The organism is Aerococcus sp. L_32 (assembly GCF_050689315.1).
Genome location: NZ_JBOEQF010000006.1, coordinates 15,904 through 33,299 on the forward strand (window position 1 = coordinate 15,904; position 17,396 = coordinate 33,299).

General features: G+C 30.7%; 17 protein-coding genes. All 17 read left to right on the forward strand.

All coding sequences use genetic code 11. From position 1 onward, the window contains the following. The first annotated feature begins 651 nt into the window (after positions 1-651). Entirely contained in the window at positions 652-1,389 is a 738-nt protein-coding gene (locus ACRCJ0_RS01215) for a YveK family protein (RefSeq protein WP_431389256.1), read from the forward strand. 3 nt (positions 1,390-1,392) lie between these two features. Then, positions 1,393-2,130, forward strand: a complete 738-nt coding sequence (locus ACRCJ0_RS01220; protein ID WP_431389257.1) for a CpsD/CapB family tyrosine-protein kinase — start codon at positions 1,393-1,395, stop codon at positions 2,128-2,130. Between the two features lie 12 nt (positions 2,131-2,142). After that, positions 2,143-3,357 (forward strand): glycosyltransferase family 4 protein, encoded by a 1,215-nt coding sequence (locus ACRCJ0_RS01225; RefSeq protein ID WP_431389258.1) that lies wholly within the window; start codon positions 2,143-2,145, stop codon positions 3,355-3,357. Between the two features lie 4 nt (positions 3,358-3,361). Beyond that, positions 3,362-4,384 carry a polysaccharide biosynthesis protein gene (locus ACRCJ0_RS01230; RefSeq protein WP_431389259.1) on the forward strand — a complete coding sequence of 341 codons (1,023 nt, stop codon included), beginning with the start codon at positions 3,362-3,364 and terminating at the stop codon, positions 4,382-4,384. After that, positions 4,384-5,493, forward strand: coding sequence for an NAD-dependent epimerase/dehydratase family protein (locus ACRCJ0_RS01235; protein ID WP_431389260.1), 1,110 nt, complete (start codon positions 4,384-4,386; stop codon positions 5,491-5,493). The genes ACRCJ0_RS01230 and ACRCJ0_RS01235 overlap by 1 nt, the downstream gene beginning before the upstream one ends. Positions 5,494-5,499: 6 nt before the next feature. Next, entirely contained in the window at positions 5,500-6,627 is a 1,128-nt protein-coding gene (gene wecB, locus ACRCJ0_RS01240) for a non-hydrolyzing UDP-N-acetylglucosamine 2-epimerase (RefSeq protein ID WP_431389261.1), read from the forward strand. Continuing rightward, positions 6,628-7,800, forward strand: a complete 1,173-nt coding sequence (locus tag ACRCJ0_RS01245) for a glycosyltransferase (RefSeq protein ID WP_431389262.1) — start codon at positions 6,628-6,630, stop codon at positions 7,798-7,800. Between the two features lie 29 nt (positions 7,801-7,829). Further along, positions 7,830-9,167: an O-antigen ligase family protein gene (locus ACRCJ0_RS01250; protein ID WP_431389263.1), complete on the forward strand. Its 1,338-nt coding sequence runs from the start codon at positions 7,830-7,832 to the stop codon at positions 9,165-9,167. A 1-nt stretch (position 9,168) separates the two neighbouring features. After that, positions 9,169-10,269, forward strand: coding sequence for a glycosyltransferase (locus tag ACRCJ0_RS01255; RefSeq protein WP_431389264.1), 1,101 nt, complete (start codon positions 9,169-9,171; stop codon positions 10,267-10,269). Positions 10,270-10,286: 17 nt separating this feature from the next. After that, positions 10,287-11,435 carry a glycosyltransferase gene (locus ACRCJ0_RS01260; RefSeq protein WP_431389265.1) on the forward strand — a complete coding sequence of 383 codons (1,149 nt, stop codon included), beginning with the start codon at positions 10,287-10,289 and terminating at the stop codon, positions 11,433-11,435. Then, positions 11,428-12,831 (forward strand): lipopolysaccharide biosynthesis protein, encoded by a 1,404-nt coding sequence (locus ACRCJ0_RS01265; RefSeq protein ID WP_431389266.1) that lies wholly within the window; start codon positions 11,428-11,430, stop codon positions 12,829-12,831. The genes ACRCJ0_RS01260 and ACRCJ0_RS01265 overlap by 8 nt, the downstream gene beginning before the upstream one ends. Before the next feature lie 30 nt (positions 12,832-12,861). Further along, positions 12,862-13,944, forward strand: a complete 1,083-nt coding sequence (locus tag ACRCJ0_RS01270; protein WP_431389267.1) for a polysaccharide pyruvyl transferase family protein — start codon at positions 12,862-12,864, stop codon at positions 13,942-13,944. A 315-nt stretch (positions 13,945-14,259) separates the two neighbouring features. Next, entirely contained in the window at positions 14,260-14,823 is a 564-nt protein-coding gene (locus ACRCJ0_RS01275) for a hypothetical protein (RefSeq protein ID WP_431389268.1), read from the forward strand. Positions 14,824-15,057: 234 nt separating this feature from the next. Further along, on the forward strand, positions 15,058-15,324 hold the full coding sequence (locus tag ACRCJ0_RS01280; protein WP_431389269.1) for a hypothetical protein: 267 nt from the start codon (positions 15,058-15,060) through the stop codon (positions 15,322-15,324). A 540-nt stretch (positions 15,325-15,864) separates the two neighbouring features. Beyond that, positions 15,865-16,428: a hypothetical protein gene (locus ACRCJ0_RS01285; protein ID WP_431389270.1), complete on the forward strand. Its 564-nt coding sequence runs from the start codon at positions 15,865-15,867 to the stop codon at positions 16,426-16,428. Between the two features lie 84 nt (positions 16,429-16,512). Further along, entirely contained in the window at positions 16,513-17,094 is a 582-nt protein-coding gene (locus ACRCJ0_RS01290; RefSeq protein ID WP_431389271.1) for a YdcF family protein, read from the forward strand. A 106-nt stretch (positions 17,095-17,200) separates the two neighbouring features. Then, positions 17,201-17,368: a hypothetical protein gene (locus ACRCJ0_RS01295; protein WP_197558092.1), complete on the forward strand. Its 168-nt coding sequence runs from the start codon at positions 17,201-17,203 to the stop codon at positions 17,366-17,368. Positions 17,369-17,396: the final 28 nt, after the last annotated feature.

A 17,396-nucleotide genomic window follows, 5' to 3' on the forward strand; every position in this document is an offset into this window, starting at 1 on the left:
TTTGAATAAAGAGGGCTGAAAGTGTACGTCCTTAGCCGTGAACAAGCGTGAAATCGAGACTAAGTCTCGATTTCAAAGCATAGAGACCTTGGCTCTCGCTGGAGCCAAGGCTTTTAAGGAACGTATACTGAAGTGCGAAACACTATTTGTAAAAGAACCCTTTTAAATATCAGATAAATAAGATTAGTAAGAAGATAGGCATCATTTGAATAGCAATAGTGTGTTGTTAATCATGTGTTACATAAAAAAATTCAACCTATCAGAATTAGGACAGATAAGTTTTCCCAGTTAGACTAGTTAAATGCGAGATAGACAATTGCCTAGCAAACTTATTTTTTTAAGATTATTTCACTAATTAACTTAATAAAAACAAAAAAACAATGTTGTTCGGGAATGAAAAAAATTTTTTGAAATAATGGTATATTAAATCCTTTTTATACATATAGATTATATTCCGAAAAGAAAAGTCACGAAATTGTATTATGGATGTAAATTACATTGATGTAGGATTCGTTTTTGAACTATAATTAAATTCAAAGATAAAACTTCTTAATTTTAAAAATACTACTTTAAAATATGAGTACTTGGTATTTTTAATCAAAGAAACTTTTGGTAATAGTTAGAAATGATTTAGGATAATTGGGAGGAAAAATGGAAAAAGAATATTCGTTATATGATTTATGGCTAATGTTAAAAAAATACTTTATTAGGATTTTAAATATGACAATTATTGGAGCAACTTTAACTGCAATAGTAGTTATGTTTTTTGTTGAACCACAATACTCATCACAGGCCCAGTTAATTGTTAATCAACGTAGTAATCAGGATACTTCTATTCAATACAATGAAGTGCAAACTAATGTGACGTTAGTGAGTACATATAGAGATATTATCCTGGGGGACGGCGTATTAACTGAAGTGAATAATAGTTTGGATGGAAAATTTACAATTCCTCAGTTACGTAATGCTTTGAGTGTCGAGCAATCTACTGATTCTCAAGCTTTTAATATTTCGGCTACTATGGATACACCTGGTGATGCTCAGAATATTATAAATAGTGTAATAACAGAATTTGAAAAAACGTTGATGAGTATTTATGGTGATGAAGTATCGAATTTATATGTAGTATCATCAGCATCATTTAATCCAAATCCTGTTTCACCAAATGTTATATTATTCACAATGATTGGCGGATTTGTTGGTGCGATGATCATGGTTACTATCGCACTGGTTATTGAATTATTAGATAGCAGAGTGAAATCTAGTGACGATCTTGCAGATCTGCAAATAGTTAAACTAGGAGAAATTTTTGAACTAAATGAAGATCAGAAAGAGCATAGTCGAGTACAAAGTACTGTCTCTACTAAAAGCAGAGGAAGAAGGGTGTAAATAATGTTTAATTTTAAAAGTAAGAAAAAGCAACAAAAATTAGAAAATGAACAAAAATTAGGATCACCTATAGTTACACACTTTGAACCTATGTCAGCAATAGCGGAACAGTATAAAACGATTCGGACTAATATCGAGTTTGCACAAATTGGCAGTTCATTTAAGAGCATTGCAGTTACCTCTTCTATACCTATGGAAGGGAAGTCAACAACCACTGTTAACTTGGCTTATACATACGCCCAAACTGGGAAAAAAGTATTAATCGTAGACGCTGATCTACGAAAACCTACTCTACATAAGACCTTCAAGTTAAATAATAATGTAGGTCTGACAACAGCGTTGGTTAATGACGAATATTCTTTAGAAAGTGCAATTCAATATTCTGAAGATTTTGACTTATATATCTTACCTTCTGGACCTATCCCGCCCAATCCAGCTGAGCTAGTAGGATCTCAAGAGTTTTCAGCATTGCTAGACCAAATTACAGAATTATTTGATTTAGTGATTTTTGATACCCCTCCTTTACATTCAGTTACAGACGGTCAGATAATTGCAAGTAAAGTTGATGGTACCATTTTAGTTGTACGTCAAAATTATGTTCGAAGAGATCAAGTGGTTGAGGCTAAGGTTTCACTAGATAATGTTAAAGCCAATCTTATTGGTTATATCTTAAATGATGTTCCTATTAATAAAAATAAAGGATATGGCTATTACGAATATTACGCAGAGCAAAATCATTAGAAGGATGAATAGATGAGTAAACATATTTTAGTGTATTCACAATATTTCTACCCGGAGCAATTTCGAATCAATGATTTATGTTTAGAGTTAGTTGAAAGGGGATTTAAAGTTTCGGTAGTAACCGGCGTGCCTAATTATCCAGAAGGAAGGTTTTATAAGGGATATAGCTGGCGAGAAAATAGAAATGAAATATGGAACGGTATTAATATATACAGAATGCCAATTTTTTCTAGAGGCCAATCAAAGATTAGATTGATCTTAAATTATTTTTCTTTTGTAATTTCAAGTAAGTTACTAGAGAGAACGTTACCCAAAGATATTGATGCTATATTTACATATGAGGTAAGTCCTATGACCCAGGCTTTACCAGCGATTTGGTACGCAAAAAAAATGAAAGTGCCGAGTTATCTGTACGTCATGGACTTATGGCCAGAGAATGTGGTAGCCGTTACTAAAATTAAAAATAAAATAATAATTGATGCTATCGGACGAATGGTTGATTATATTTATAAAAATACCACCACAATTTTAGCATCTTCAGAACGCTTTGTAGATGCAATTGTAAATAGAAATGTACCTGAGAAGAAAATTTTATATTGGCCTCAATATGCAGAGGACCTGTATGAAATAAAGGAAAAAAATAATCAAGAAGTTATCTCAGAGTATTTTGATGAAATGACTTTTGTATTTGCTGGAAATGTTGGTGAGGCACAAGGTCTTGGCATCTTACCAGAAGCTGCAAAGCATTTAATGGAAATACATATTAAAGTGAAATTTGTCATTATTGGTAATGGTAGATATATGAGCCAGTTATTAGATTTGATAAAAAAATTAGGGGTTTCGGAATACTTTTATTTCATTCCTAGACAGCCTGCAACGGATATACCATATTACTTAGCGAAATTTGATGTTGCATTGATAACATTAAATAGTAGTGAAATATACGATATGACTATACCTGCAAAAACCCAGTCCCTAATGGCGTGTGGTAAACCACTACTGGTAGCTGCGAATGGTGAAGTACAAGAGATAGTCAGAAACTCTGCTAGTGGACTTTATGGAGACGCTGGAGACGTTGAAAAACTAGTAAGTAATATTATTAAATTCTATGAAATGACAGAAAAGGATTTAGAAAGACTATCTAAAAATTCAAAGAAATATTATGATACAAATTTTGATAAAAAACAATTAATGGATAAATTGGAATGGCTCTTGAGAGGATGCTGAGTTTGTGTTTAAAGATAAAATTTTATTAATTACAGGTGGAACAGGTTCTTTTGGTAATGCAGTTTTAAAAAGATTTTTAGATTCAGATTTTAAGGAAATAAGAATCTTTTCCCGAGATGAGAAAAAACAAGATGATATGCGTAAAAAATATCAAAATGATAAGATTAAATTTTATATAGGTAATGTAAGGGATATCAATAGTATTCGTGATGCTGTAAGAAATGTTGATTATATTTTCCATGCGGCTGCCTTAAAACAAGTGCCTTCCTGTGAATTTTTTCCTATGGAAGCGGTGAAAACAAATGTAATCGGTACTGATAATCTTTTAACAGCTGCCATCGAAGCAGGCGTAAGCAATGTAGTATGCTTATCAACTGATAAAGCTGCCTACCCTATAAATGCCATGGGGACTTCAAAAGCAATGATGGAGAAAGTGATTGTTGCCAAAGCACGGAATATTGATCCAGAAAAAACCAAAATTTCTGCGACACGTTATGGTAATGTCATGGCATCTAGAGGTAGTGTAATTCCATTATTTGTTGAACAAATTAAAGCAGGAAAACCATTAACACTAACTGACGGTTATATGACCCGATTCATGATGAGTTTAGAAGAAGCTGTCGACTTAGTCTTATTTGCGTTTAATAATGCAGAGCAAGGTGACATTATGGTTCAAAAAGCACCGGCTGCAACCATCAATACCTTAATTCAAGCAATTGGCCAGATATTTAATGCCACACCAGAAGTTTCTACTATTGGTATTCGTCATGGTGAGAAGAAATACGAATCGTTATTAACAGCAGAAGAAGCAGCTAGAGCGATAGATATGGGTGATTTTTATCGTGTGCCTTCTGATAAGAGAGATCTAAATTATAGCAAGTTTTTTGAAGAAGGTAATGAAGAGAGAGAGCAACTCGGAGAGTACAACTCTGATAATACTGAGCAGTTATCAGTAGATGAAATGGCAGAAAAATTACTGAAACTAGATTATATCCAACAAGAATTAAGTATTTGGGAGGGGAAATAGTGAATATTTTAATCACCGGTGCTAATGGTTTTGTTGGTAAAAACTTGGTAGCCACCTTAGAACAAGATAAACAATATAATCTATGTAAAGTGACTAGAGAAACTTCTGCAGATGAATTATCTGAGTATGCAAGTAAAGCCGATTTTGTTTTCCACTTAGCTGGCGTTAATAGACCTCAAGATAATGTAGAATTTACACGAGGTAATGTAGACTTCACAAGCGACTTGTTAACTGCGTTAGCAAATGCTAGTAATAATGCACCAATTGTACTCACTTCATCTATACAGGCTGAAAATGATTCATCTTATGGAATCAGTAAAAAAAATGGAGAAGAACTGGTATTTCAATATGGGCAAGATAGAGGTGTTCTCGTCTTTATTTATAGATTACCTAATCTGTTTGGGAAATGGTCTAAGCCAAACTATAATTCGGTGATTGCTACATTTAGTTACAAGATAGCAAGAAATGAAGAAATCACTATTAATGACCCAGAAGTAGAATTGAACCTAGTCTACATTGATGACTTAATTGAAGAATTTTTAAGAGCTTTAGAAGGTATCCCGACTAAAGATGGTCAGTATTGTATTGTGCCTGTATCATATAAAAAGAAGCTTGGTTCTATTGCAAAACTATTGAAAGAATTTAAAGCTTCTAGAGATAATCGAATTGTTTCAAATTTAAATGATGAATTCATATTGAAATTATATAGTACATATTTAAATTTTTTACCAGAAGACGATTTTTCTTATCCATTAGTTACCCATGAAGATCAAAGAGGTTCATTTACAGAAATGATTAAATCACCATATGCGGGTCAAGTTTCTGTGAATGTATCTAAGCCAGGTATTACCAAAGGTGAGCATTGGCATCATACGAAAAATGAGAAATTCTTAGTTGTTAGTGGACAAGGGCTAATTCGTTTTAGAGATTATTTTTCAGATAAGGTCATTGAATACAAAGTTTCATCAGAAAAATTAGAGGTAGTGGATATACCTACAGGCTACACACACTCAATCGTAAATACAGGGGATAGTGATATGGTAACGATTATGTGGGTGAATGAGATGTTTGATCCTAATAATCCAGATACATTTTTTATGGAGGTTTAATTTCTAATGAAAAGATTAAAAGTAATGACTGTAGTTGGTACAAGACCCGAAATCATTCGCCTGTCTTCTGTTATTCAAAAGTTAGAAGAATCAGAAGCAATTGAACATGTTTTAGTTCATACTGGTCAAAATTATGATTATGAGTTAAATGAAGTGTTTTTTGAAGATTTTGGTTTAAGTAAACCAGATTATTTTCTAAATGCTGCTGGAAATTCACCAATGGAAACAGTTGGTCAAATTTTAGCGAATATTGAGCCTATTCTAGTTGATGAAGCACCTGATTCATTTTTAGTTTTGGGAGACACGAATAGCTGCCTATGTGCTATTGCGGCAAAACGTCATCATATACCTATCTTTCATATGGAAGCAGGAAATCGTTGCTTCGATCAATTGGTACCGGAAGAAACTAATCGTAAAATAGTTGATCATGTTGCTGATATCAATTTGACCTATAGTGATATTGCACGTGAATATTTATTAGCAGAAGGGTTACCAGCAGATCAAATTATTAAAACAGGTAGTCCAATGTTTGAAGTATTAAATGCTAAGCTAGAAGATATTACCAATGCGAATAGTTATTTAAAACTTAATTTAGAACAAGAAAAATATTTTGTGGTTTCTGCGCATAGAGATGAAAATATTAATTCAGAGAAAAACTTTATGAACTTAGTAGATACTTTAAATGAAATTGCTGAAGTATATCAATTACCAGTGATTGTGAGTACTCATCCAAGAACTCGTAAAATGATTGAAGATAAAAAAGTGAAATTTAATGATTTAGTACATTTAATGAAACCTATGGGATTCACAGATTACAATAATTTACAGCTGAATTCTAAAGCTGTATTGAGTGATAGTGGAACGATTAGTGAAGAATCTTCAATTTTAGGATTTAAAGCACTTAATCTACGTGAAGCTCATGAACGCCCTGAAGCCATGGAAGAGGGTGCAGTTATGATGGTAGGCTTAGAAAAAGAACGCATTATTCAAGGATTAACAATTTTAGATTCACAAGATAAAGATACATTAAGATTGGTTGCGGATTATAGTATGCCGAATGTATCAGATAAGGTTTTAAGAATTATACTTTCATATACTGACTATGTTCAACGTAGAGTGTGGGGAGAAAACTAAATGAAGCACATTGTTGTCTTTAATAGTGGATTCTTACCAGCTCAAACATTTGGAGGCCCTGTAGTTAGTATTAATAATATTATTCAAAATTTGAATACAGAATTTAAGTTTACAATAATAACTAGTGCATTTGAAATTGATGGGCAAACGCCTTTAAATCCAAAAATAAAAGTAAATGAGTTAAATTATTTTTCTGAAAATGTTGAAGTTCTTTACTTAGATAAAAAACATTATCATTTTCAATATGTAATAAAAAAAATGATAGGGAATAAAAGAATAGATCTTATATATGTAAATAGTTTTTTTAACTATAGTCAACTACGATTAGCTAGAAAAATAGAGAGATATTTCAAAATTCCTTTAATCGTCGCACCTAGAGGCGAGTTAGAACCTAATGCACTTGCTTTAAAAAAAATCAAAAAATTTTCTTATCTAAATATTTTTAAATTATTATATAAAAATGACTGTAATATTTATTATCAAGCTACAACTACAGAAGAAAAAAATAATATTAAAAGTTTATTGAATGTTTCTGAATCAAAAATAATAATACTAGAAAATTTACCTACAAAAAATAGTAATGAAGCTAGCATTCTAAAAAATAAAGAAAAAGATAACTTAGAAATCGTGTTTATTTCTAGAATTCAAACTAAGAAAAACTTGTCGTTTGCTCTGGATATATTAAATAAGCTAAATAATAAAAAATTAATAATCAGATTTGATATTTTTGGACCTATAGAAAATGTAGATTATTGGGAGAACTGTCTCAAAAAGATACAAGCATTACCGTCGAATATCACAGTTAACTATAAAGGAATTGTAAACCACGAACAGATATTTAATACCTTTTCTAATTATGATTTATTTTTCTTTCCAACTTTAAGTGAGAATTTTGGACATGTAATTTATGAAGCTTTAGCTGCAAATTGCCCAATTTTAATTAGTGATCAGACTCCGTGGACTGATGTGAACGAGTATAATGCTGGAAAAGCGTTTAACCTAGATGATAGTGAAAAATTTATAAAATATATTGAGCAGTTGGCAATAAAAGATAATGAAGACTATAAGATTATACGTAAATCTGTCAAAGAATATTTGCAGGATAAAATAAATACAAAAGAAACTGTTAATACTTATTTGAGAATATTTAAAAGTATTATAAATAGAAATTAAGTTATGTAACTTATAGAATTGGAGAGACTATGAATTCAGTTGAAATTGAGAGAAAAGTAGATAAAAAAAATGTAAACTATCAATGGATTTTTTTATGTTTATTTTTTTCTATCAGTTTTTTTCATCCCATAACTTTGCTAATATTTCTATTTTATTTAATTTTTTTAGTATATAAGGAAAAGGAAATAGGTGGAATTAAAGCTTTAAATTTATTAACTCTTAGAGAAGTGATTAATCCTGGACTAGCGATTAGTTATGGGGTATTACAATCTATAAAATGGTTACTTATTTTTTTAATTTCATTTTATTTAATATGCTCTGTAGTAAAACTACATGAGCGAGATTTAAATAAATTAAAAAAATATTTTATATTTTTTATTATTTATATTATCTACAGTATACTTTCTTCTTTTATATTCAGTAATTTACCAATAGTCGCAATTTTTAAAATTATTAGCTATGCTATTCCGTTTATAGGCTTACTAATTGGGGTAGTGTATACAAGAAATAAGATTAGTTGGATAACTTGGTTGAAATGGCTGTTCTCAATTATTGTGATAGTTTCATTTCCTTTGATTTTTTTACCATTAGGATACTTGAGAAATAGTATTTCTTTTCAAGGTATTCTAAATCATCCTAATCTATTTGGAGTATTTCTAGTGTTGTTTATCACACTATATTTAGTTTCTATTCAACAAAGAATTAAATTGAGAAAGAATAATGTGTGGAATTATTTACTAGTTATTCTTGGTATAATTATGATTCTACTAACTAATTCAAGGACTTCTTTAGGGAGTACACTTTGTATTTTATTAATTTTTATTCTATTTTGCGAGTATAAATTGATTAAGAAAGTTTTATTCTTCAGTATTAGCTCAATTATTATGGCAATTATGATTCCAAATTTTGATATCTTATATCAATTTTTACAAGACTTCTTCCTTAAAGGCGGAACTAATATCTTAGATTCAAGAACTGATCAATTGGGAAGTCTGATGAAGGCATATATAAGTAACCCGCTATTTGGGAGAGGATTCGCAGTTCCTTATATTTCTAAAAGAACCTATACATTTAGTTTTAATTATGTTGTTGAACCTGGCAATCTAATAATGGCTGTGCTAGCTTATGGAGGAATTTTCGGCCTTATTCTATTTTTATTTTTTATAATAAAAACTATTTTATTCAATATAAAAAGTTTTACTACATACATTATTTTACCGCTTTCTGCAATTCTCGTATGTATGGGGGAAATGGTGTTTTTTAGTACAAATAATATAGGAATTTTTATTTATATGTTTTTAATAATTTATGTTTCTGAAGGAGTTAATATTAAAAGTGATGTTGGTCATCGAATAGGGAAGGAATAAAATGAAGGTCTTTTTTTTAACTAATATACCATCTCCTTATCGTGTAGATTTCTTTAATGAGCTGGGTAAGTATTGTGAATTAACTGTAATGTTTGAAAGTGATAAAGCAGCGCATAGAAACGAAAGTTGGATTTCAAAGAAGTATGATAATTTTTCAGCAGTATTTTTAGATAATACTAGTAATTTTGTAAAAATTAAATCGTTAAAGAAATTATTTACACATTTAAAAAATGACTATAACCAAATTATTATTGGGGGATACAGTACATTTTTTGGAAGTTGTGCAATTAAATTCTGCGAATTAAATCGACTCAAGTTCACACTAAATGCAGATGGAGGCTTTATTCAAAATAGTGAGTCTGTTATTAGATTTAAAATTAAAAAACACTTAATTAGTCGAGCATCTTATTGGTTATCAAGTGGTGAACAAACTGATAAATATCTAATACATTATGGTGCTGATGCTCGTAATATTTTCTCTTATCCGTTTACATCCATTAGGGATAAAGATATTGAGAAAGTGACTGATTTAGAAAAAAATATTTTAAAGCAAGATCTCGGCTATGATTCAAAACCCAATCTTTTATATGTGGGTAGTTTAATATCTGGAAAAGGGGTAGACACTCTTATAAAAAGTTTTAAAGGTTTAGATTCTAACTTTAATCTAATTATTGTAGGAGAAGGAGATCAAAAAGAGAAGCTTATAGAATTGACACAAACTTTAAAATTAAAAAATATTTTTTTTGAAGGTTTTAAATCTCCAAAAGAGGTTCAAAAATATTATAAAATATCAGATATTTTTGTATTTCCAACTAGAAGCGATGTGTGGGGATTGGTTGTAAATGAAGCTATGTCTAAAGGTTTGCCAGTGATAACTACTGATAAGTGTATTGCTGGGCTTGAATTGATTGAAAATGGCATAAATGGTTATATTGTACCTGTTAATGAATATCATCAGATAAATAGTTATATTCAAGATATTTTTAATAATAAGAATAAATTAGATTCTCTAAAACTCCATAGTTTAGAGACTATTAAAAAATATACTATAGAAAATATGGCAATCACAATCTATAATATTCTAATTTCCTTAGATATATAAAATTATGATTGGAAGGGGTGTGTATCATTACAGTTTTATATATTTCTGCATTTTATCCTACAGTTCAGGAACCATTTCGTGGACATTATGTAGAGGAACAAGCAATCATACTTGCAAAGAATCTGGATACTAATTTAGTAATTATAAAACCAATATTTAGCAAAAATATTGTGTCTCCAAAAATCGATCAAGAGAAAATTAATGGACATTTAGTACTTTCATTACAAATCCCTAACTATCTTGGAGTGAATTCAATTTATTTTATGATAGATTTGTTTAAGCCTAAGATTTTAAAAGATTTATTTAAAATTTTGAAGCAATATAGTATTACTTTAATGATTTCTAATGATATTTGGGGAGCATTAAAAATTGGTAACTTACTTAATCAACATATAGAATGCTTACATTTTAATATTCTTCATGGAGAATCAGTAAATAAAAAAACTCCAACCTTTATAATGAATAAAATAAGTGAACAAATGAATCAGTGTGACAAGATATTTGCCGTAAGTAATAAGACAAAGAAATCTATAAATCAGTTGTTATCAATTAAAAATGAGATATTAGTAAACGGAAATGGTTTAAACTCCAAAATAATTAATCGTTATAAACATTATAAATTTAGTAAAAATAAAGAGTTAACAATAGTCTCTATTGGAAATTTAAATTATAATAAAGGATTCGATATTGTAATAGAAGCTTTAACAAATGTAAGTACTTCTTTTAATTATTACATAATTGGAGACGGACCTTATAGACAAACATTAATGGAAAAATGTTTGAAGTTGAACTTATATGATAATGTTAAATTTGTAGGTAATATTCCTAATGAAGAAGTGTATAAATTTCTCGAGAAAAGTCACTTTTTTATTCAACCTAGCCGAAATGAAGCTTTTGGGATTGTTTATTTAGAAGGCATGATTACTGAAAATATTGTTATTGGTACAAAGGGTGAAGGTTGCGAGGATTTTATTTCGGATGGGGAAAATGGATTCCTAGTATCGAGTGCAAAAGAGATTTCAGAAATCCTTAACTCTTATGGGGCAAATATGGACAGCAAGATTATAAGTAAAGGAAAGCAAACAGCGATAGACTATAATTGGGATAAAAATGTTGATAGAATAATTAATGTATATAAGGAAAAAATAGGGTTTAAAAATGAATAGTTATAAAAAACTATTTAATAACGTATTAATATTTTCGTTAGGCAACCTTGGGAGCAAGGTAATTACACTCATTCTAGTTCCAATTTACACGTATTATTTATCACAAGCGGAATATGGTACAGTTGATTTAGTAACAGTAACTGTATCAATGTTAGTCCCAATTGTATCTGCGAGTATGTCAGAAGCTGTTCTACGTTATGTAATGGATGAAGACTATTTAAATGGGGATGTACTGTATAATGCGCTGGGGCTCTCACTTTTCGGATACTTAATTTTGGTATTAGTCTATCCAATATTGAATTATTTTGGAGTATTAGATGATCAATTAATTTATTTATATATTTTATTATTAATACAAATGTTAAATCAAATATCTTCACAATATATTCGTGGAATTGGTCTTGTAAAACAGTTTGCAATTAATGGGATGTTGACCACATTTATTACTGGTATTCTTAATATTCTATTTCTTGTTGAATTTAGCTGGGGAGTGGCGGGATATTTTAGTGCTATGACCATTTCATATGTCATCTCCACATTCTATCTATTATTTTATATTAACCCTTTTAAAAGTTTAAAGAGCGTAGCATTTAATAAAAAACTACTTCAACAGATGTTAACATACTCTATCCCTTTAATTCCAAATAGTTTAATGTGGTGGGCAGTTAATAGTTCTAGTCGTTTTATTATTAGTGCTTTTATTGGAACATCAGCAAATGGGTTATTTGCTGTTTCAAGTAAAATTCCATTTGTAATTAATCTTGTAAGCCAGGTATTTAGTCAAGGTTGGCAACTATCAGCGTTTGAAAATTATGAGAATGGCAATAAAAAGTTTTATTCCGAGATTTTCAATTTATACTCAGCTATTCTATTGTTAGCGACATCTTTTATAATAATTATATTGAAACCTCTATTTCAAATATTATTTGCTCAAAATTATTTTGAATCATGGATGCCAGTACCGTTCTTATTACTTGCAAGTACATTTTCTGCGCTTTCTGGATTTATAGGTGTTAGTTATACAGCAGCAAAATCAACAAGAGGTGTTTTTAAGACTTCTGCAGTAGGAGGAGTAGCAAGCATTGTATTAAATTTCTTACTTATTCCAACATTTGGAATAGTGGGTGCAGGTATATCCTCTATGATTAGCTTTTTTATCATGTTTTATGCCAGATATTTAGGTACAAAAGAACTAATTAGTATAGATGTTGCATGGAAAAAAATGATAGTTTCTTTAATCATTATATTTATTCAAATATTTGTAACTTTTGAAAATCTTAACACTCAAATGGAGATTTTAATAACAGCATTATTCTTTATTGTAAATATAATATTAAATTATCAACAAATAAATTTTTTAACTATCAATCTTTTAAAGCTTGTTAAAAATAAGTAAGATATGTATTTGTTCTGAAAGGAAGAGATTATGAAGAAAGCTTTGTTAATTAATAAAGGGAATGCTGATAATTTAGGAGATCAAGCAATTAAATATGTATTAGAAGAAATGCTTAAGAATGCTAATTTTTCGGTTGATTTTGTAGATTATACTTTTGATAGAACATCACACAATCTTCATTTTATGGATCAAGCTAAAAATGAAATATTAAAGGATAATACATTAAGTCTAGCTCAAAAATTGAATAGATTTTTTTTAAATAATTCAATATATAAAAATTTAATGTGGACATTTAAGAATAGAAAAAGCTTGGATAATATTATCATATCTAAAGATTATGACCTTGTTATTATTGGTGGCGGACAATTGATTTTATCTAATTCAACATTTCCTTCAGCAATTTATAAATGGACTAAATATATCAAAAAGAATTTTCAAAGTGCGAAAGTAACAATTTTCGGTGTAGGAATTGGAGGGAACTTTAATTTCTATGAAAAATATTTGGAAAAAAAATCATTGAGATTAATTGATCAAATATTTTTGAGGGACACTAAATCTATGGCTATTTTAGAAAGTGAATTAGACTTTAGTTCAAGATACACTCCAGATGTGGTATTTAATTTGAGTGATGTAAAACCTATTACAGTGGATAAGACGAACGCAGTATTAATTGGTATTACTGATTATGCTGTTTATAAACGGTATAATCAGAATGGAATTACAAAAGAACAATATTATAGTCAATGGAAGGATTATGTAGTTAAGTATTTGAATCTTAACTATGAAGTGAAATTATTTTATACTTCGATACGGGATTTATCTGAATCGATTAAATTTCAAGAATATTTGAGTGAAAGTTTAAATTTAGAAGTGTCGGTTATAACCGTTGAAACATTAGACGATTTAATTATTGAAATTGCCAAAGCTAAGATTATAGTGTCAGGTAGAATGCATGGCCTGATCATTGGTTATTCATACGGATGTGAGGTTGTACCTTATATCTTGTCTGAGAAAATCGAATCATTTAACGAAGAATATATTCAAAAAAGTTCTAATTTAAAGGAGATTCAAGACAATATTAATTCTGCATTTCATCAAGTAATTGAAATCTAGTTAATTTAAATTTTAATTGGAGGTTATAATGCTGTTAAAAATAAAAAAGGTTTTGTGTCAAATAGTGTTGATGACCAAAAATAAATAATCACAGTTATTTTTTAAATTAAGTTTTTAATAAAGGCTCTACAATATATGAGAGCAATGACCTTTTTTACAGTCATCAGTCATATATATTGTAGAGTCATATCTTCTATGGTCGATTACTATGTGTAGTCGGCTTTTTTACGATAATGTTAAATTAGTGAATGTAACAGGGATGGCGTATAATGTTGGTTAATATGATGACTAGTCATTTTCAGAGTGGTGAAGGGTATGAAGAATGGTGTAATTACTTATACTGGTCCTTTTGGGGATACGAACTTTGGGGATTGGGCGATGATTGTTAATAATATTCGTTGTATATCTTATCAAAATATTGTGCTGTTTTCTTATGGTCCTGTCTTTAATCGAGAAATTGTGGATACTTATTTGGCTGATTATGATATTGAAATTGTGGAAGTCTTCTTGGATGATTTTGATGAAAAGTCTCATTTTCCCCATACTCCCGTTGAAATTCTTGGTAGGGTGAAGAATTTAGATGTAATTAAAGATCATTTGCGTGATGTTGATAAGTTGATTGTGAATGGTGGGGGCTACTTTAATGATGAGTGGACTGAGGGGCGGATGGACAAGCTGTTTAAGATTTTCACGCCTATGTTATTGGCAGACCAAATGGGGATTCCAATGGTATTTACTGGGAATAGTCTAGGACCTTTTGACTTGGGAAAAGCCTTCTTTACCAATATGTTTGAGCGGCTAAGGTCCTTACAGGTGGCAGCGAAAGACCACTTGTATTCAAAAATCTGTTTTGATCAACTGTCAACATCTCAGAGGTAACCTTCATTCCTGATTACTTGCTTTTCATCTATACAGATATTCAAGCCATGCTACTAACAATTGAGGTCGAATCAGACCGATAGATTGTGCTAGAAGCTATCAACCTATGGATGTGATTCAGACAGAACTAGATGCGTTTAAAAACTTTGTAGGGGATATGAAACGTGCCTACGATTTAGATGTTGTCTTTCTACCGTTAATATTGGATATGGTGGGGCTGATCAGCTTCGGTTCTTGAAGGAACGAATTCCTGAAATTATTTTAATTGATTATACAGATAAAGGCTATTTACCAATTCAGGATGCTGTTCAAATTTTAGTGCAAGCAGAGATGGTGATTACTTCTCATTATCATGTCTTAGTCTTATCCATTGCTAATAAGATGACAATTATTTCAGTGATGAAGGATGAGGTGGGCGATAAAGGATATTACTACAATAAAAATGATGGTTTAATTCAACAAGTCTTTGATGGTTTAGATATCGATGAAACACGATTGTGAACAGAAATTTTACGGATGCTTTCGAATTGGTGAAAGAAAATTTTATCGACTTAGTTACTGAAAAGTAAGGCCGCTGTACATCACGAATTTTCCATCAAAACATAATTGTACTAAATAAATTATGTATAAATTATATTAACCCCAAATTGATAGCTAATCCTTATTAGATATGAAGAAATGCTAACTATGTACCTTTATCTAAGTATATAATGTAAGGGGATACAATCTATTTATTTATAAGAAAAAAATAATTAAGAGGTACAGCACGACGTTTGATTATTAATGAATGTGTATCTCTATATGCTAAATTTAGGGAGGATTTCTATATAAAATTGAAACTCATTTTTACGAATACCCACAAGCATTATTTTTTTTAAAGGTCGTTTGATATGCTAATTTTTGAAGAGGAATTATGCAAAGGTTATGTAACTGTTCATTATTATTTTGGCAGTATATATTTTTCTGGAAAATATTTTTAGGAGATTTTAACAGACAAACTATAAATATATGCTTTAACGATATGAAGATCAGTAACAGTTGGTGAGTGGCATTTATTTTTATAAGGAAATTTTGGTGGAGAAAATGGATAAGGTAGCGATTATCGGTGCAACGAACGAGATTGGCCGTCAGGCGGTAGAACAATTTTCTACGGCGGGCTATGAAGTTCTCGCTGCACATTATGAAGATGTTGAAGTTCCAAACTTACCTGGTGTGGAATATATTTTTATTCAACCGGGAGATACTGAGATTGTTGAGGATATCTTGGAGCAATCGCGGATTGTGATATTGCCGGTAATCACAAAAATTTGTGATATTCCCAAACTTGTCAATTATGAGGAACGGTTATTCAATATTATTGACATCTGTGAAGACTTACCAATTGATGAATTTTGCTATACTGTAGCAAGTGCTGAGCATTCAGATGAAATCGATTTTGAAATGAAGCAAGTACAAAAACGGCTAAAAGCATATATTGAGAACGCTGACTTAAATCAACAGCCAATTGATATGCTTAAATTTGCAGATCAATTTACTGAAATGATTCAAAGGGATGTTGCTTCACTTGCAAGGAAACACAATAATACGATTATATTTGATTTTTGAAAATGACGCCTTTCTTTTCATTCGATGATTTCCATGTGGTAAGATAAGACAAAAGGAATTTGCTTATCAAAATGGGGAATGTAGATGAAAGGAAATAATCTTGTTCGACTTGCGGGCTTTTTTGCCGGCATGAGTATCGCTGTTGGTTTAGTGTGTGTGATTACCATCAGTAACCTCATTGTTGATGAGGAACCAAAAGTATCAGATATTATTGTTGTACCAGAAGGCGCTAGTGAGCGGGCCGGTGAAGCAGTTGATTTGCTTGAAGCAGGTTATTCACGGTCAGGAAAAATTATCGTAAGTCCACTAACCCAATCAAACTTTGATTTTTACGTGGGGGCTGGCGCACCCAGTGATGCTTTAATTAACGAAGGGAACGCTACGTCTACCTATACCAATGCGCGGAATACTTTGAAGATGATGCAAGAAATGGGTTATGATTCAGCCATTATTACTTCATCTGACTACCATATGTTGCGGACAAAAATGATTTACGAACGGCAAAATCGCCATTACGGGTTCGATTTAACTTACGTCGCTACCTATCATGATGTTGGCGGTGAGGAAATGACTTGGTGGCAAGCCAATCGTGAAGCCGGATTTAAAGAAATAAAGAAATTTTGGGGCTACATGTTCTTCCTTTACCATTGGGTAGATGAAGACTAGCAAGTCAGTAAAAAGTCATCCAACTAGGGTGGCTTTTTTGATATTTGAAATTATTTACCAACACTATTTGTAAAAGAACCCAAATAAGTTACAGGAGGTTATTTTTATGATCAATTATCATAAGATTCTTGAAATGCATCTACAAGGGATTTCTCAACGAACAATCTCTTCCAGTACGGGGCATTCAAGAGACAAAATTAGAGAGGTGGTGAATGTGTATTACGATGAAGTAGAACAGTTGATAAAAAAACAAACGTCGGCTGAGTTTGAATAGAAAAAATCGGTTATTACATTTTTTGTAA